The 15,486-nt window shown below is 59.1% G+C and carries 17 protein-coding genes; 8 read left to right on the forward strand and 9 right to left on the reverse strand.

The window, feature by feature from the left end:
* Positions 1 to 255: 255 nt before the first annotated feature.
* The 4 genes from AC19YY_RS09095 to AC19YY_RS09110 all read left to right on the forward strand — a co-directional run bounded on the left by AC19YY_RS09095 (position 256) and on the right by AC19YY_RS09110 (position 3,594).
* Complete coding sequence (locus AC19YY_RS09095; protein ID WP_038443772.1) at positions 256 to 849, forward strand: aminodeoxychorismate/anthranilate synthase component II; 594 nt, start codon at positions 256 to 258, stop codon at positions 847 to 849.
* Positions 850 to 858: 9 nt separating this feature from the next.
* Positions 859 to 1,908 (forward strand): anthranilate phosphoribosyltransferase, encoded by a 1,050-nt coding sequence (gene trpD / locus AC19YY_RS09100; protein WP_500604080.1) that lies wholly within the window; start codon positions 859 to 861, stop codon positions 1,906 to 1,908.
* On the forward strand, positions 1,905 to 2,741 hold the full coding sequence (gene trpC, locus AC19YY_RS09105) for an indole-3-glycerol phosphate synthase TrpC (protein ID WP_169953828.1): 837 nt from the start codon (positions 1,905 to 1,907) through the stop codon (positions 2,739 to 2,741). The genes trpD and trpC overlap by 4 nt, the downstream gene beginning before the upstream one ends.
* A gap of 157 nt (positions 2,742 to 2,898) precedes the next feature.
* A complete protein-coding gene (locus tag AC19YY_RS09110; RefSeq protein ID WP_170042263.1) occupies positions 2,899 to 3,594 on the forward strand; it encodes a lipoate--protein ligase family protein in 696 nt (231 codons plus the stop codon).
* Here AC19YY_RS09110 and crp read toward each other — a convergent pair.
* The gene (crp, locus tag AC19YY_RS09115; protein ID WP_169953830.1) at positions 3,591 to 4,235 is read right to left on the reverse strand and encodes a cAMP-activated global transcriptional regulator CRP; all 645 of its coding nucleotides are present in this window, start codon (positions 4,233 to 4,235) and stop codon (positions 3,591 to 3,593) included. The genes AC19YY_RS09110 and crp overlap by 4 nt on opposite strands.
* Positions 4,236 to 4,469: 234 nt before the next feature.
* Between crp and AC19YY_RS09120 the strand changes: the two genes are divergently transcribed.
* Positions 4,470 to 4,892: an OsmC family protein gene (locus AC19YY_RS09120; protein ID WP_169953831.1), complete on the forward strand. Its 423-nt coding sequence runs from the start codon at positions 4,470 to 4,472 to the stop codon at positions 4,890 to 4,892.
* Positions 4,893 to 4,949: 57 nt separating this feature from the next.
* Here the strand turns inward: AC19YY_RS09120 and coq7 are convergent, their stop codons facing one another.
* The 6 genes from coq7 to hemJ all read right to left on the reverse strand — a co-directional run bounded on the left by coq7 (position 4,950) and on the right by hemJ (position 9,439).
* Positions 4,950 to 5,597 (reverse strand): 2-polyprenyl-3-methyl-6-methoxy-1,4-benzoquinone monooxygenase, encoded by a 648-nt coding sequence (gene coq7, locus AC19YY_RS09125; RefSeq protein ID WP_169953832.1) that lies wholly within the window; start codon positions 5,595 to 5,597, stop codon positions 4,950 to 4,952.
* Positions 5,598 to 5,748: 151 nt separating this feature from the next.
* Positions 5,749 to 6,087 (reverse strand): histidine triad nucleotide-binding protein, encoded by a 339-nt coding sequence (locus tag AC19YY_RS09130; protein WP_032858506.1) that lies wholly within the window; start codon positions 6,085 to 6,087, stop codon positions 5,749 to 5,751.
* A gap of 46 nt (positions 6,088 to 6,133) precedes the next feature.
* Positions 6,134 to 6,919, reverse strand: coding sequence for an SDR family NAD(P)-dependent oxidoreductase (locus AC19YY_RS09135; protein ID WP_169953833.1), 786 nt, complete (start codon positions 6,917 to 6,919; stop codon positions 6,134 to 6,136).
* A 63-nt stretch (positions 6,920 to 6,982) separates the two neighbouring features.
* Positions 6,983 to 7,945: a DUF805 domain-containing protein gene (locus tag AC19YY_RS09140; protein WP_170057658.1), complete on the reverse strand. Its 963-nt coding sequence runs from the start codon at positions 7,943 to 7,945 to the stop codon at positions 6,983 to 6,985.
* A 67-nt stretch (positions 7,946 to 8,012) separates the two neighbouring features.
* Positions 8,013 to 8,975, reverse strand: a complete 963-nt coding sequence (locus tag AC19YY_RS09145; protein WP_169953835.1) for an NAD(P)H-dependent flavin oxidoreductase — start codon at positions 8,973 to 8,975, stop codon at positions 8,013 to 8,015.
* Between the two features lie 35 nt (positions 8,976 to 9,010).
* Positions 9,011 to 9,439 carry a protoporphyrinogen oxidase HemJ gene (gene hemJ, locus AC19YY_RS09150; RefSeq protein ID WP_169953836.1) on the reverse strand — a complete coding sequence of 143 codons (429 nt, stop codon included), beginning with the start codon at positions 9,437 to 9,439 and terminating at the stop codon, positions 9,011 to 9,013.
* Between the two features lie 136 nt (positions 9,440 to 9,575).
* Here hemJ and argC point away from each other — a divergent pair, with 136 nt between their 5' ends.
* Positions 9,576 to 10,610, forward strand: a complete 1,035-nt coding sequence (gene argC / locus AC19YY_RS09155; protein ID WP_170057659.1) for an N-acetyl-gamma-glutamyl-phosphate reductase — start codon at positions 9,576 to 9,578, stop codon at positions 10,608 to 10,610.
* A 163-nt stretch (positions 10,611 to 10,773) separates the two neighbouring features.
* Entirely contained in the window at positions 10,774 to 11,124 is a 351-nt protein-coding gene (erpA, locus tag AC19YY_RS09160) for an iron-sulfur cluster insertion protein ErpA (RefSeq protein WP_003176443.1), read from the forward strand.
* Between the two features lie 67 nt (positions 11,125 to 11,191).
* Here the strand turns inward: erpA and AC19YY_RS09165 are convergent, their stop codons facing one another.
* Positions 11,192 to 12,283, reverse strand: coding sequence for an anhydro-N-acetylmuramic acid kinase (locus tag AC19YY_RS09165; protein WP_500604081.1), 1,092 nt, complete (start codon positions 12,281 to 12,283; stop codon positions 11,192 to 11,194).
* A gap of 3 nt (positions 12,284 to 12,286) precedes the next feature.
* Positions 12,287 to 13,699 carry a peptidoglycan DD-metalloendopeptidase family protein gene (locus AC19YY_RS09170; RefSeq protein WP_170057661.1) on the reverse strand — a complete coding sequence of 471 codons (1,413 nt, stop codon included), beginning with the start codon at positions 13,697 to 13,699 and terminating at the stop codon, positions 12,287 to 12,289.
* Between the two features lie 210 nt (positions 13,700 to 13,909).
* On the opposite strand from AC19YY_RS09170, the gene tyrS reads away from it, so the two are divergent.
* Positions 13,910 to 15,109 carry a tyrosine--tRNA ligase gene (gene tyrS, locus AC19YY_RS09175; RefSeq protein WP_500604082.1) on the forward strand — a complete coding sequence of 400 codons (1,200 nt, stop codon included), beginning with the start codon at positions 13,910 to 13,912 and terminating at the stop codon, positions 15,107 to 15,109.
* Positions 15,110 to 15,486 lie beyond the last annotated feature (377 nt).

Consider the following 15,486-nt stretch of genomic DNA (forward strand, 5'->3'; position numbering starts at 1 on the left):
GTATGAATGAGACCCTCCCCGTGTTGATCATCAGCAAACTCTTGATGCGAGTAGTCAAGGCACACGCCCGTTGGCGTTGGCGCGCCTGAATTTTCTCTGCCGGCCCGGCCGGACCTGTACCGATTTGCCTTCTTCACCCTTTGTTCGACGCCCCTTGCCGGCTGACCCCGGCAACCGGAAAGTGCGTCTGGCAGCGGGTCACTCTCTTGGAAGGCGGTCATTCGAAATCAGTGAATTCAAGAGGTTTGAACCCACATGTTGCTGATGATTGATAACTACGACTCCTTTACCTACAACGTTGTGCAATACCTGGGCGAGCTCGGTGCCGAGGTCAAGGTGGTGCGCAACGATGAAATGACCGTGGCACAGATTGCTGCCCTGAACCCTGAGCGCATTGTGGTTTCCCCTGGCCCGTGCACGCCGACCGAGGCGGGTATCTCCCTGGAAGCCATCCAGTTTTTCGCCGGCAAGCTGCCGATCCTCGGGGTTTGCCTGGGCCACCAGTCCATCGGCCAGGCGTTCGGCGGCGACGTAGTGCGCGCCCGCCAGGTGATGCACGGCAAGACCAGCCCGGTGTTCCATAATGATCAGGGCGTGTTCCAGGGCCTGAACCTGCCGGTGACGGTGACCCGTTACCACTCGTTGGTGGTCAAGCGCGAAACCTTGCCCGAGTGCCTGGAGCTGACGGCCTGGACCCAGTTGGAAGACGGCTCGGTCGACGAGATCATGGGCCTGCGGCACAAGACACTGAATGTCGAAGGGGTGCAATTTCACCCTGAATCGATTCTGACCGAGCAGGGCTACGAGCTGTTCGCCAACTTTCTCAAGCAGAGCGGCGGCACGCGCTAAGGACTTTCCATGGATATCAAGACTGCCCTGAGCCGTATCGTCGGCCATCTGGACCTGAGCACCGCTGAAATGAGCGATGTGATGCGCGAAATCATGACCGGTCAATGCACCGATGCGCAGATTGGCGCCTTTATGATGGCCATGCGTATGAAGAGCGAGAGCATCGACGAAATCGTCGGCGCCGTCTCGGTGATGCGCGAGTTGGCGGACAAGGTCGAACTCAAGACCCTCGACGGCGTGGTCGATGTGGTCGGCACCGGCGGCGACGGTGCGAATATTTTCAACGTCTCGACGGCCTCCTCCTTCGTGGTGGCGGCTGCCGGTTGCACCGTGGCCAAGCACGGCAACCGTGCTGTATCCGGCAAGAGCGGCAGTGCCGACCTGCTGGAGGCAGCAGGTATCTACCTGAACCTGACCCCGGTGCAGGTGGCGCGCTGCATCGACAACGTTGGCATCGGCTTTATGTTTGCCCAGTCCCACCATGGTGCGATGAAACACGCCGCCGGACCGCGCAAGGACCTTGGCCTGCGTACCCTGTTCAACATGCTTGGCCCGCTTACGAATCCGGCCGGTGTGAAACATCAGGTGGTGGGCGTGTTCAGCCAGGCACTGTGCCGGCCATTGGCCGAAGTCCTGCAGCGCCTGGGTAGCAAGCATGTGCTGGTGGTGCACTCCAAGGATGGCCTGGACGAATTCAGTCTCGCGGCGCCGACCTTTGTGGCGGAACTGAAGAACGATCAGGTCACTGAATATTGGGTCGAGCCAGAGGATCTGGGCATGAAGAGCCAGAGCCTGCACGGCCTGGCGGTGGAAAGCCCGGCCGCTTCCCTGGAATTGATTCACGATGCCCTGGGGCGTCGCAAGACTGAAAACGGTCAGAAAGCGGCAGAGATGATTGTTCTGAATGCTGGCGCGGCACTTTACGCAGCCGATCACGCCTATAGTCTTACAGAAGGTGTCGCCTTGGCCCACGATGCGCTGCATACGGGTCTGGCTCGCGAAAAGCTCGAAGAGCTGGGAGCATTCACGGCCGTATTCAAAATGGAGAATGAAGGATGAGCGTGCCAACAGTCCTGGAAAACATCCTCGCCCGTAAAGCTGAAGAAGTCGCCGAGCGCCGCGCCCGCGTGAGCCTGGCCGAGCTGGAAGGCCTGGCGAAAAGCGCCGATGCACCGCGCGGCTTCGCCAATGCCCTGATCACCCAGGCCAAGCTCAAGCAGCCAGCGGTGATCGCCGAGATCAAAAAGGCCTCGCCGAGCAAAGGTGTGATCCGCGAGCACTTCGTGCCAGCAGAGATTGCTGCCAGCTATGAGAAGGGCGGGGCGACCTGCCTTTCGGTGTTGACCGATATCGACTACTTCCAGGGCTCCGACGCTTACCTGCAACAAGCCCGCGCCGCGTGCAAGTTGCCGGTGATCCGCAAGGACTTCATGATCGACCCGTACCAGATCGTCGAGGCCCGGGCGTTGGGCGCCGATTGCGTGCTGTTGATTGTTTCGGCGCTGGACGACGTGCAGATGGCCGAACTGGCGGCAGTTGCCAAGGGCGTGGGCCTGGATGTATTGGTCGAGGTCCACGACGGTGACGAACTGGAACGCGCGCTGAAAACCCTCGACACACGCTTGGTGGGGGTCAACAACCGCAACTTGCACACCTTTGAGGTCAGCCTCGAAACCACGCTGGACTTGCTGCCGCGCATTCCCCGCGACCGCCTGGTGATTACCGAGAGCGGTATCGTCAATCGTGCGGATGTGGAGCTGATGGAAATCAGCGACGTCTACTCGTTCCTGGTTGGCGAGACTTTTATGCGTGCGGAGAATCCTGGGGCTGAGTTGCAGCGCCTGTTTTTCCCGGAGCGTGGTCTGCCGGTCAGCGGCTCGACGCTGGATTGATTCAAAACGCGGTCGCGGTAGGAGCTGGCTTGTGTGGGAGCTGGCTTGCCTGCGATAGCAGACTTTCAGTCAATGCATTGGTGACTGATACGTTGCTATCGCGAGCAAGCCAGCTCCCACATTTGTTTTTGTGTTTATTCAGAGAGGTAGATGCCCGATGATCCAGCCCGTAGCGATGACCGTTGAAGCAGGCCTTGCCGCCGAGCAAGACTTGCTGGCCGCCGTCTGCGCGGGTGAGCAATCATTCGGCCTGCTGTTCTGGCAACCCAGTGACCAGGCACTGGTAATGCCTCGGCGCCTGAGCCGCCTGCCCGCATTTGACGCGGCCAGCCAGGTATCGGCGGCCCACGGCTGGCCGGTGTTGCTGCGCGAAACCGGGGGCGAGCCGGTGCCGCAGTCAGCGGCGACGGTGAACATTGCACTGGTCTACGCGCCGCCACGTAGTGAGGGCGACCAGGGTCGGATTGAAACCGGATATTTGCGCCTGTGCCAACCCATCTGCGATTTGCTGACCGAGTTGGGCGGCGATGCCTCCGTGGGCGAAATCGACGGTGCCTTTTGCGATGGTCGCTATAACGTCAATCTCGACGGACGCAAGATGGTCGGCACTGCCCAGCGTTGGCGCCAGAGTGGTGGGCGCCCGGTGGGCCTGGTGCATGGCGCACTGTTGCTGGATAACCATCGTGAGGAACTGATTGCTGCGGTCAATCGCTTCAATCAGGCGTGTGGCCTGGAGCAACGGGTGCGCGCTGACAGCCATATCGCCCTGCATGAAGCTTTTGCGGCGCCGGATGCCATCAGCCGCCTCGACGGTTTATACCGGCAGATGCTGGCGCAGGTCTTTGCGCACTAGCGAGTGCCGAACACCACCATCGTCTTGCCTTTGACGTGAACCAGGTTGCGTTCCTCCAGATCCTTGAGCACTCGACCGACCATCTCCCGCGAACAACCGACGATGCGCCCGATTTCCTGGCGCGTAACCTTGATCTGCATGCCGTCGGGATGAGTCATGGCGTCTGGCTGCTTGCACAGCTCCAGCAGGCAGCGGGCGACACGCCCGGTGACATCGAAGAACGCCAGGTCGCCGACTTTGCGCGTGGTGTTGCGCAAGCGCTGGGCAATCTGGCCGCTCAGGGCGTAGAGGATGTCTGGATCCTGTTCGGCCAGCTCGCGAAATTTTGCATAGCTGATTTCCGCGACCTCACACTCGATCTTGGCCCTCACCCAGGCGCTACGCTCCTGTTCTTTTCCGGCTTGCTCAAACAGGCCCAGCTCGCCGAAAAAGTCCCCGGTATTGAGGTAGGCGATGATCATCTCGCGGCCGTCTTCATCCTCGATCAGGATCGTGACCGAACCTTTGATAATGAAGAACAGGGTTTCCGAGCGCTCCCCGGCGCAGATGATGTTCTGCTTGGCCGGATAGCGTCGACGCTGACAGTGGGTCAGTAACTTATCGAGGTTCTTGATCTTGGGTATGGGGGTAATAGCAACCATGGTTGTATCCCGAAAAGACTGCACGGTGTGGTTGGACTTATATTTTTATCGAGCGAGGTCCATCCAATGGATGGCAATGCGCCATTGATTTGGCGCCAGCTTAACAGACACATTCTGACTCGATCAGGGAATTTATCTATCACGGCCTACTGTTGATCGTATTGCGGGTGGGCACTGCGCTCGCGAGGGCCTGTGATAAGCTGGCGCCCCTTTTTTAGCAGTGGAGTCTGGGCGATGAAGGCACGCATCCAATGGGCGGGCGAAGCCATGTTCCTCGGTGAATCGGGCAGCGGCCATGTGGTGGTCATGGATGGCCCGCCGGAAGCCGGTGGTCGCAACCTGGGTGTACGGCCCATGGAAATGCTCCTGCTCGGCGTGGGCGGCTGCAGCAACTTCGATGTGGTCAGCATCCTGAAGAAGTCGCGCCAGGCGGTGGAAAGCTGCGAAGCCTTTCTAGAAGCCGAACGCGCGACTGAAGACCCGAAGGTGTTCACCAAGATCCATATGCATTTTGTGGTCAAGGGCCGCGCGCTGAAAGAAGCGCAGGTCAAGCGGGCCGTCGAGCTGTCGGCGCAGAAGTACTGCTCGGCCTCGATCATGCTCGGCGCGGCCGGCGTGGCCATTACTCATGATTACGAGATCGTTGAGTTGGGTTGATCACAGGATCAACCGGCAAAAAAGAAAGGGCGCTTTGAAAGCGCCCTTTTTTGCAGCTCAGATCCGGTAGGTGCTTTTGGTCATGACCTTGGCCAGCAGGCTCATGCCAAACCTAACCGGTGCCGGGAAGCGGAAACCGCCGGCATCCAGTGCGCTTTCTGCGTGATGTTCTTCGTCGATACGCATCTGCTCAAGAATCGCCCGGGACTTTTCGTCCTCGGCCGGCAGTTGTTCCAGATGCTCATCCAGGTGCTTGCACACCTGGTGCTCGGTCGCTGCGACAAAACCCAGGCTGACCTTGTCGCTGATCAGGCCGGCAGCGGCGCCGATACCAAACGACAAACCATAAAACAGTGGGTTCAGCACGCTGGGGTGGCTGCCCAATTGGCGGATACGTTGTTCACACCAGGCCAGGTGGTCGATTTCTTCCTCGGCCGCATGCTCCATGGCTGCGCGTACTTGCGGCAGCTTGGCGGTCAAGGCCTGACCCTGGTACAGCGCCTGGGCACAGACTTCACCGGTATGGTTGATACGCATCAGGCCTGCGACGTGGCGGGTATCCGTCTCGCTCATTTGCGCTTCGGGTTGCACGATGGCAGGTGACGGGCGATACGGCTGGCCGCTGAAGGGCAGCAGCGTGCGCATGGCCGTGTCGGCTTGCAGCAACAGTCGGTCAATCGGCGAGTAGTGACGTTGGGTAGTCATGCTGACCTCCGGGAAAAATCTCGGCGGCCAGTTTACCGCAAGAGAGGGGCGTGCGTTTGCGCTGGGTCATGCTTCTTATAGGGGCCGGCTTGCCGGCGATGAGGCTCTTGAGACCGCCATCGCCGGCAAGCCGACCCCTACAATTGGGGTTTCAGCCCGGTGGCCAGTTCATCTGGCGTTGACCCAGTACATGCATATGAATGTGATAGACGGTCTGGCCGCCATCTTCATTGCAGTTCATTACCACGCGAAAGCCTTTTTCGCAGCCTTGCTCCACGGCCAGGCGCTGGGCGGTGAACAGGATGTGTCCTGCCAGGCCTTTGTCTTCTTCCGTCAGGTCGTTGAGGGTGCGGATCGGCTTCTTTGGAATCACCAGGAAATGCACGGGGGCCATTGGCGCAATATCGTGGAAGGCCAGGACCTGGTCATCCTCGTAGATAATCCTCGCGGGTATTTCTCTGTTGATGATCTTGGTGAACAGAGTATCCACAGCTGTTTCTCCATTATGAAAGTGCAGGGTGAGTGTACCCAGCAGGTCAACGCGGGCAATAGGCCTTGTTGATGGCGCCGGCAATCTTGCGGGTCAGCCAGCGTGGGCTCAAGCGCGGGCTGAACGCCAGCCAGCGATTACGGCGACCGGGAACAATGATCGCCTTGTTCTTTGCCAGGGCACGTACGGTGTGCAGTGCCACTTCTTCCGGGCTTATCAGCTGCTGACGGTCCAGCTTGGCGGTGTCCATCTGTGCGGTGCCGAAGAAGGCGGTGCGTGTCGGGCCGGGGCAGAGCACTGAAACCTTGATGCCGCAGCTCTTCAGCTCTTCGCGCAGGCCTTCGGAGAAATGCAGCACATAGGCCTTGCTGGCGTAGTAGGTGCTCATCCATGGCCCCGGCTGGAAGGCTGCGACCGAGGCGACGTTGAGAATCTGCCCACCGCCGTGCAGGGCCATGGAGTTACCCAGCGCGTGGCACAGGCGGGTCAGGGCAAGGATGTTGACTTCGATCAGGTCCTGCTCGGTCATCCAGTCCTGGGCGAGGAATGGGCCACTGGTGCCGATACCGGCGCAGTTGACCAGCAAGTCGATCTGCCGCTCACCTTCTTCCAGCTCCAGCAGGAACCCAGACAGGCGCAATGGCTCGCCCAGGTCACAGGCGCGGAACAACACTTCGACGCCAAAGCGTTGGGTCAGCTCAATGGCAATACTTTCCAACTGATCACGCTGGCGGGCCACCAGAATCAAGCTGCGGCCGCGACGGGCCAGTGCTTCAGCCAAGGCCAGGCCGATGCCGCTGGAGGCACCGGTGATCAGAGCGTAACGGGTCATGCGTTTCTCCATCGCAACGCCACCGAGCCGGCGACAGATGCGTCACAGGCGTGGGGCGTTTTTTCATTCTTGCGCAGAGTCTACAGGTTCGGCCGCATCGTCAGCACTTTGCACATCTTCTTCACCCACGATGACGCTCTGATCAGCGTCTTCATCGGTGGTCATGGAGCTGTTTTCATAGCCACCGTCCACGCTGCTTTCGAGCTGGTCCAGGTAACCGCTCATGGCCAGCATCACCGTAGCGGCGAATATCAATGGGAGCAGCGCCAGCCACAGGGTGGCCAGGACCTTCACCGCGGTCGAGTTGCGTGGCGGTGGCGCACCATACTGGTTGGCACCCGCATTGCCAGGCAGCACGATCAGCAGGATCGGGAAAATGCTGCCCACGATCGGTACAAGGTTCAGGAACCATAACCAGCCGGACCAGCCCAGGTCATGCAGGCGCTGCACGGTGATCTGGACACTGATCCACACAGATGCCACGAGCACGACGAAACCGAGCAGTGAGCCAATGATGATCGCCGCAGTGGGAGATACCGCGGCAATACCCAGGCCCACGGTAAACAGGGCACCCACGACGGTGAACAAGGCCAGGCTCAGCACCAGGGTCCAGGCGAGGAAGCGCAAGCGCCCGATACGCCCGTTGACGGTAAACACCTTGAGGGTGGAAAACTCTGGAAGGTTTTCCCCTACAACTGCGCGCGGCGGTGCGTATGGTGAGGCGGCTGGACGTGAAAAATCGGCGGTCGCGGAGTCGGTCTCATGGGTTTCAGCCAGGCTGAAGGCCACGGGTTGTTCGGCTTCGATGCGCGCATCGACGCCGGCGTTTTTCAGGGCTGCCAGATAGGTGTCGGCATCGGCGTGAGACAGGTCGCGCTTCAAGGCCACCGGGCGCCCGGTGAAGAGTTTTTCAATCGCTTCGACGTCGCTTTTGAATAATTCGGCCAGGTTCAGCTTGGCGGTGGTGCTTTCGACACCCGGGAGCAGGGCTCCATCAAACACAATCTTGAAACGGTTGTCGCTCATGCGGGCATCCTTGTCACTTTTCAGGGGTAATGCAGGCCTGCTTCAATGGGCAGGCCTGGCGGGTGAGTCAGCGCGGCCAGCGCAATTGTGCCGCTTGCTCGCGTGCCTTGCGGTATTCGGCATCGAGGCGGGCAACCAGTTCATCGACGCTGGGCAAATCGTCAATCTCTCCGACGCCTTGGCCGGCGGACCATACAGTCTTCCAGGCCTTTGCCTCGTCGCTGAGTGGCTTGAGCTTGGAGCCAAAGTTCACTTCGCCCTTGCCTTGCAGGGCGGCAAGGTCGAAACCGGCGTTTTCCAGGCTTTGGCGCATAAAGCTTGCGGGCACGCCCGACACCGCCGGAGTGTGCACGATATCGGCTGCGCGCGATGTGAGCAGCATCTCTTTATAGGCATCGGGGGCGTGGCTTTCAGTGGTGCCGATAAAGCGCGTGCCGAAATACGCGAGGTCTGCCCCGAGCAATTGTGCGGCGAGGATCTCGTGCCCATGGTTCAGGCAGCCGGCCAGCAGGAGGGTCTTGTCGAAGAACTGGCGGATCTCGGCGATCAGCGAGAACGGGCTCCAGGTGCCGGCATGGCCGCCAGCCCCCGCCGCCACGGCGATCAGTCCGTCGACGCCGGCTTCTGCGGCTTTTTCGGCGTGGCGCCGGGTAGTGACGTCGTGGAACACCAGGCCGCCATAGCTGTGTACGGCGTCTACCAATTCCTTGACCGCACCCAGGCTGGTGATAACGATCGGCACCTTGTGCTCGACGCAGATCGCCAGGTCAGCCTCAAGGCGCGGGTTGCTGTTGTGCACGATCAGGTTGACCGCGTAGGGCGCGGGGTTTTCCAGCAGTGCCAGGCCCGCCTCGATTTCTTCCAGCCAGGCCTTGAACCCGCTGCTTTCGCGCTGGTTGAGTGCCGGGAAACTCCCGACCACGCCATTGCGGCAGCACGCCAGGACCAGTTGCGGATTGGAAATCAGGAACATCGGCGCAGCCACCACGGGCAGGCGCAGGCGTTGTTCTAGCAAAGCGGGCAGCGACATTGGAAGTACCCCAGGTTAAGTGCGGCTGATTAGAGTTAGAACGGCTTTACGACGACCAAAATTACAATAGCCAGCAATATCAGAACTGGCACTTCATTGAACCAGCGATAAAAGACATGGCTGCGGGTGTTTTCGCCACGGGCAAAACGTTTTACCTGGGCGCCACACATATGGTGGTAGCCGATCAGGATCACCACCAAGGTCAGCTTGGCGTGCATCCAGCCACCCTGGCTGAAGACACTCGGGTTAAGGCTGATCAACCAGATACCGAATACCAGCGTGGCGATCATCGCCGGCAGCATGATGCCCTTGTACAGCTTGCGCTCCATGATGCAGAAGCGCTCCTGGCTGACGGCATCCTGGCTTTGTGCGTGGTAGACGAACAGGCGCGGAAGGTAAAACAGCCCGGCAAACCAGCAGACAATGCTGACGATATGAAAGGCTTTGAGCCATAGATAAAGCATTTTTAGTTATTCCCAGGTTCACGGTAACTGGAGATAGTAGAGGTTAGAGTGCGCGCACGTCACGTTGACGGTTGTCGCAGAACGATACGGCCCCTATTATCGACGGCTTTCCAGTGGGTTCGTTGAGGGCAGGTTTATGGTCAAGGTCGGTATCGTCGGCGGCACGGGTTACACCGGTGTCGAATTGCTGCGTCTGTTGGCTCAGCATCCGCAAGCTGAGGTGGTGGTCATCACCTCCCGATCCGAGGCCGGCCTGGCCGTTGCCGATATGTATCCCAACCTGCGCGGTCATTACGACGGCCTGGCGTTCAGCGTTCCGGATATCAAGACCCTGGGCGCCTGCGATGTGGTGTTTTTCGCGACCCCCCACGGTGTTGCCCATGCGTTGGCCGGCGAGCTGCTGGCCGCCGGGACCAAGGTCATTGACCTCTCGGCGGACTTCCGTTTGCAGGATGCCGATGAGTGGGCCAAGTGGTACGGCCAGCCCCATGGTGCTCCAGAGCTGCTTGAAGAGGCGGTGTATGGTTTGCCAGAGGTTAATCGTGAGCAGATCAAGCAGGCGCGTCTGATCGCCGTGCCGGGTTGCTATCCGACGGCTACGCAGCTGGGTTTCCTACCGCTGCTGGAAGCTGGCCTGGCGGATGCCTCGCGCCTGATTGCCGACTGCAAGTCGGGGGTCAGCGGTGCCGGTCGTGGTGCGGCCGTAGGCTCCTTGTACTCCGAGACCTCGGAAAGTATGAAGGCGTATGCCGTGAAAGGGCATCGTCACCTGCCGGAAATTCGCCAGGGCTTGCGCCTTGCGGCTGGCAGTGACGTCGGCCTGACGTTCGTGCCGCACTTGACCCCGATGATCCGTGGGATTCACTCGACACTGTATGCAACGGTCGTGGATCGCTCGGTGGATCTGCAGGCATTGTTTGAAAAGCGTTATGCCAATGAGCCGTTCGTCGATGTAATGCCTGCCGGTAGCCACCCGGAAACCCGCAGCGTGCGCGGTGCCAACGTGTGCCGGATTGCCGTGCATCGGCCGCAGGATGGCGACCTGGTAGTGGTGTTGTCGGTAATCGATAACTTGGTCAAGGGCGCGTCGGGCCAGGCTGTACAGAACTTGAACATCTTGTTCGGCCTGGATGAGAAGCTTGGCTTGTCCCACGCCGGCATGCTGCCTTAAGGCTTTGGCTGCTGTGCAAAAGGCCCGTTGATCGGGCCTTTCGTGTTTTTAAGGGGCGCCGGGCAGATTGATATACCGTAACAATAGTTGACCGCTTTTCTAGGAGAAGCGGATAATGGCCGCCATCACGCATATGGCGGCGCTACGCCGGGAGATTATCAGCATGAGCGTTGAATCCTTCACCCCCACGGCTTTGCAATTCACCCACGGTGCTGCGCACAAGGTGAAGAGCCTGGTCGATGAAGAGGGTAATGATCGCTTGAAGCTGCGCGTATTCGTTACGGGCGGCGGTTGTTCAGGGTTTCAGTACGGCTTTACCTTCGATGAAGATGTGGCCGATGACGACACCATCGTCGAGCGCGAGGGCGTAAGCCTGGTCGTGGATCCGATGAGCTTCCAGTACTTGGCAGGCGCCGAGGTGGATTACCAGGAAGGTTTGGAAGGCTCGCGCTTTGTGATCAAGAACCCGAATGCCACCACGACGTGTGGTTGCGGTTCGTCGTTCTCGATCTGATCGATAGCGGATAGGCAAAACGCCGCTTGGCTCTTATGGAGCCAAGCGGCGTTTTGCTATGTGCGTGTCAGGCGGGGTAGATCGCGCCAAGTACGCGAAGGCCGCGTGCACCCGTCACGCTTGGGCGGTTGGCGGCGATGCCTTCAAGGCAGCAATGGGCCAGCCAGGCGAAGGCCATGGCTTCCACCCAGTCAGGGTCTACGCCGTGGGTGGCGGTGCTGCTCACGCGGGTGGCCGGTAGCATGGCGGCGAGGCGCTTCATCAGCGTCGTGTTGTGGGCGCCGCCGCCACATACCAGCAGGGTCTCGGTGTGCGGCTGTGCGGTTTTCAACGACTCGACGATAGTCTGCGCCGTCAGCTCCAGCAGCGTGGCCTGGACATCCTGTGCATTGAATGATGGCAGTCGACCGAGGTGGTGCTCCAGCCAAGACAGGTTGAAGACTTCGCGCCCAGTGCTTTTCGGGCCCTGGGTCAGGAAGAAAGGATCGCTGAGCAACGCGGTGAGCAGCTGTGGCTCGATCTTTCCTGTCGCAGCCCACTGGCCGTCGCGGTCAAAGGTGTCGCCCCGTTGCTGGTGAATCCAGGCGTCGAGCAGGACGTTGCCCGGGCCGCAGTCAAAGCCAGCTACTGGTTTGCCGGTCTCGATCAGGCTCAGATTGCTGAAACCGCCGACATTCAGCACTGCCCGGTTGCCGTTGGTCTGGCCGAACAGCGCTTCGTGAAAGGCAGGCACCAGTGGCGCACCCTGGCCACCGGCGGCCACATCGCGACTACGGAAGTCGCTGACGACGGTTATTCCAGTCAGCTCGGTCAGTAAAGCGGGGTTGCCAATCTGCACGGTAAAGCCGCGGGCAGGTTCGTGGCGAATAGTCTGCCCATGACTGCCAATCGCCCGGATGTCGGCGGGCGTGAGTTGCTGTTGCTCAAGCAGGGCATGAATGCCCTGGGCGGCGAGGGTGACCCAGTTTTGCTGGGCAATCGCCGAGCGTGCAATCTCGTCCGGGCCGCTGGCACAAAGGCCCAGCAGCTCCGCACGCAGGGATTCAGGCATGGGGATGTAATGCGTGGCGATCAGCTTGACCGCCGTGTTTTGCTCGATCAGTGCAATATCCAGGCCGTCGAGGCTGGTCCCGGACATCACACCTATATAGAGCGCCATCGCTTAACGCTTCGCCGAAGCCAGCATGGTGGCGCGTTCCTGGTCCATGCGTGCCATCAGCGGCTGGCTTTGCTGAAGAAAGCGGGCGCGCTCGGCCTTGGCGATGGGGTCGGCCATCGGCAGCTTTTGGCCTAGCGGGTCGACGTGCACGCCGTTGACCTGGAACTCATAGTGCAGGTGCGGTCCGGTGGACAGGCCGGTGGTGCCGATATAGCCGATCACCTGGCCTTGCTTGACGTTGCCGCCGGTCTTCACGCCTTTGGCAAAGCCTTGCATATGCCCGTACAGCGTACGGTAGCTGTTGCCGTGCTGGATGATAACGGTATTGCCGTAGCCGCCCCGGCGCCCGGCCAGTAGCACCTTGCCGTCACCGGCAGCCTTGATTGGCGTGCCGCGGGGTGCTGCATAGTCCACACCTTTGTGGGCGCGGATTTTGTTCAGAATTGGATGCTTGCGGCCCATGGAAAAACGCGAGCTAATACGGGCGAAGTCAACCGGAGTACGGATGAAGGCCTTGCGCATGCTATTGCCGTCGGCGGTGTAGTAGCTGCTATTGCCTTGTTTGTTGGTGTAGCGCACGGCGGTGTAGGTCTTGCCGCGGTTGGTAAAGCGCGCCGACAGGATATTGCCGGTGCCGACAACCTTGCCATTGGCCACCTTTTGCTCGTAGATCACGTCGAACTCGTCACCCTGGCGAATATCCTGAGCAAAATCGATGTCGTAGCCAAACACGCTGGCCATGTCCATGGTCATGCTGTGGGACAGGCCTGCGCGCGCCGCCGACTGGGACAGCGAGCTGTTGATCACGCCATGAATATAGGCAGAGCGCATTACCGGCTTGGTGGTCACGCGATTGAAGGCAAAGCCCTTGGCGCCCTTGGTCAGGGTGATGCTTTCAAGGTCATTGAGATTGCTGTGCAGGGTGGTCAGTTGACCGTCTGGGCTGAGCTCGAACTCAAGCTTCTGGCCGCGCTTGAGCTGGGTGAATTGCTTGGCTTGCTTGTCGCTGGCCAGCACATCGTTAACGGTCGCGGCTGGAAGGCCGACTTTCTCGAACAGTGTCGACAGTGTGTCGCCTTTGGCCACGATCACTTCACGGTGTTCGGGACCTTTTGCTACCTGGGGTACAGGGGCTGCCTGGGCGGTTGCCTTGGTGTCATCCGTGCTGTCTTCAATCTGTGCAAAGGGTGACTCGACGCTCGCGGTTGTGGCTTGTTGGGCGTCAGAAGCGTCTTGGTCTTGTGTCAGTTGTTCAACCGGACTCTCCAAGTCAAGACTCAGGGTCGTTCGTTTGGCTTCTACGTCACTGGAAGGGAATACCAGGAGTGCCAGGCTGAGAAGGGCGGCGATACCACTTGCGGCGAGCAGGTGGGTCTTCGGGTAAAGCGGCGGCGCTTTAGACGGTTCAGTGGTCATAGGTAATTTTGACTTTGAAAAGATGAAATGGAAAAGATGAATGACATGATGAAGATGAAATAACTGTATAAAATATAACCAAATCATCTGTGGTGCAAGCTTGCGAATGCCGGGCTCGCCGAATGGTGTCCGTTTGCAGGGCAAAACTTGTAATTAGTCCCTGATCTTGTATGGTTGGTTCCCTTTGAATCTGAGCTTTGCGGGTCTGTTATGAAGTCGGTTGAAGAGCAGCTAGCGCTGATCAAACGTGGTGCGGAAGAACTGTTGGTCGAGGCCGAGCTGATCGAAAAGCTCAAGCGTGGCCAACCCCTTCGTATTAAGGCTGGCTTTGATCCGACGGCACCGGATCTGCACCTGGGTCATACCGTGCTTATTAATAAGCTGCGTCAGTTCCAGGAACTGGGGCATCAGGTGATCTTCCTTATAGGTGATTTCACCGGGATGATCGGCGATCCGAGCGGCAAGAGTGCTACGCGCCCGCCGCTGACCCGTGAACAGGTCCTCGATAATGCCGAGACCTACAAGGCTCAGGTCTTCAAGATTCTTGATCCGGCCAAGACCGAAGTGGCGTTCAATTCCACTTGGATGGATAAGATGGGGCCGGCGGACTTCATTCGTCTGACGTCCCAGTACACCGTTGCGCGGATGCTCGAGCGCGATGACTTCGATAAGCGCTACTCCACCAATCAGCCCATCGCGATTCACGAGTTCCTGTACCCGTTGGTTCAAGGGTATGACTCGGTGGCGCTGCGTGCGGATGTCGAGCTGGGCGGTACCGATCAGAAGTTCAACCTGTTGATGGGGCGTGAGCTGCAGCGCGCGTATGGTCAGGAGGCTCAATGCATTCTGACCATGCCATTGCTGGAAGGGTTGGATGGCGTGAAGAAGATGTCCAAGTCGTTGGGCAACTATGTCGGCATCCAGGAAGCGCCGGGTGTGATGTACGGCAAGCTGGTTTCTATCCCTGATGCTTTGATGTGGCGGTACTTCGAGTTGTTGAGCTTCCGCTCGATGGATGAGATCAACGCATTGCGTGCCGATGTGGAGGCGGGTGCGAACCCGCGGGACGTCAAGATCAAGCTGGCGGAAGAAATTGTTGCGCGCTTCCACGGCGAGGAGGCTGCGGCCAGTGCTCATCGTGCTGCGGGCAATCGTATGAAGGATGGCGAGCTGCCGGATGATCTGCCTGAGATTGAATTGACTGCTGGCGAGGCGATGCCTATCGCGGCTGTCCTTAATAAGGCGGGATTGGTGAAGAACTCGGCGGTTGCACGCGACCTTCTCGGTTCCGGTGGTGTGCGTATAGATGGTGAGGTTGTTGATCGCACCTTTATATACGAGCTGGGTGCGACCCACGTTTGCCAGGCCGGCAAGAAGGCATTTGCGCGGATTACGCTTAAATCCGAATAAACCTGAAAGTAACGGTTGACGGCGATTTATATCTGTCTATAATTCGCCCCACTTCCGGCGCAGTCGAAACGGAAAACTCCTTGGTAAACAATGAGTTATGTAGTTTTCGGCAGCAGGTTGCTTCAGTTCATCGAAGCCAAAAGGAAGTTGAAAAAGAGGTGTTGACAGCAGCGTGTAACGCTGTAGAATTCGCCTCCCGCTGACGAGAGATCGAAAGCGCAAGTGGTTGAAGTTGTTGAGGAAAATCTCGAAGCTTCTGAAAATAATCACTTGACAGCAAATGAGGCTGCTGTAGAATGCGCGCCTCGGTTGAGACGAAAGATCTTAACCAACCGCTCTTTAACAACTGAATCAAGCAATTCGTGTGGGTGCTTGTG

The organism is Pseudomonas sp. MF09156, from assembly GCF_059862305.1.

Coding starts and splice junctions, on each gene's coding strand:
- AC19YY_RS09095 (WP_038443772.1), top strand. CDS start 256: ATGTTGCTGATGATTGATAACTACGACTCCTTTACCTACAACGTTGTG.
- coq7 (WP_169953832.1), bottom strand. CDS start 5,597: ATGACTACCCAACGTCACTACTCGCCGATTGACCGACTGTTGCTGCAA.
- crp (WP_169953830.1), bottom strand. CDS start 4,235: ATGGTTGCTATTACCCCCATACCCAAGATCAAGAACCTCGATAAGTTA.
- hemJ (WP_169953836.1), bottom strand. CDS start 9,439: ATGCTTTATCTATGGCTCAAAGCCTTTCATATCGTCAGCATTGTCTGC.
- trpD (WP_500604080.1), top strand. CDS start 859: ATGGATATCAAGACTGCCCTGAGCCGTATCGTCGGCCATCTGGACCTG.
- argC (WP_170057659.1), top strand. CDS start 9,576: ATGGTCAAGGTCGGTATCGTCGGCGGCACGGGTTACACCGGTGTCGAA.
- AC19YY_RS09170 (WP_170057661.1), bottom strand. CDS start 13,699: ATGACCACTGAACCGTCTAAAGCGCCGCCGCTTTACCCGAAGACCCAC.
- AC19YY_RS09140 (WP_170057658.1), bottom strand. CDS start 7,945: ATGAGCGACAACCGTTTCAAGATTGTGTTTGATGGAGCCCTGCTCCCG.
- trpC (WP_169953828.1), top strand. CDS start 1,905: ATGAGCGTGCCAACAGTCCTGGAAAACATCCTCGCCCGTAAAGCTGAA.
- AC19YY_RS09110 (WP_170042263.1), top strand. CDS start 2,899: ATGATCCAGCCCGTAGCGATGACCGTTGAAGCAGGCCTTGCCGCCGAG.
- AC19YY_RS09145 (WP_169953835.1), bottom strand. CDS start 8,975: ATGTCGCTGCCCGCTTTGCTAGAACAACGCCTGCGCCTGCCCGTGGTG.
- tyrS (WP_500604082.1), top strand. CDS start 13,910: ATGAAGTCGGTTGAAGAGCAGCTAGCGCTGATCAAACGTGGTGCGGAA.
- AC19YY_RS09135 (WP_169953833.1), bottom strand. CDS start 6,919: ATGACCCGTTACGCTCTGATCACCGGTGCCTCCAGCGGCATCGGCCTG.
- erpA (WP_003176443.1), top strand. CDS start 10,774: ATGAGCGTTGAATCCTTCACCCCCACGGCTTTGCAATTCACCCACGGT.
- AC19YY_RS09165 (WP_500604081.1), bottom strand. CDS start 12,283: ATGGCGCTCTATATAGGTGTGATGTCCGGGACCAGCCTCGACGGCCTG.
- AC19YY_RS09120 (WP_169953831.1), top strand. CDS start 4,470: ATGAAGGCACGCATCCAATGGGCGGGCGAAGCCATGTTCCTCGGTGAA.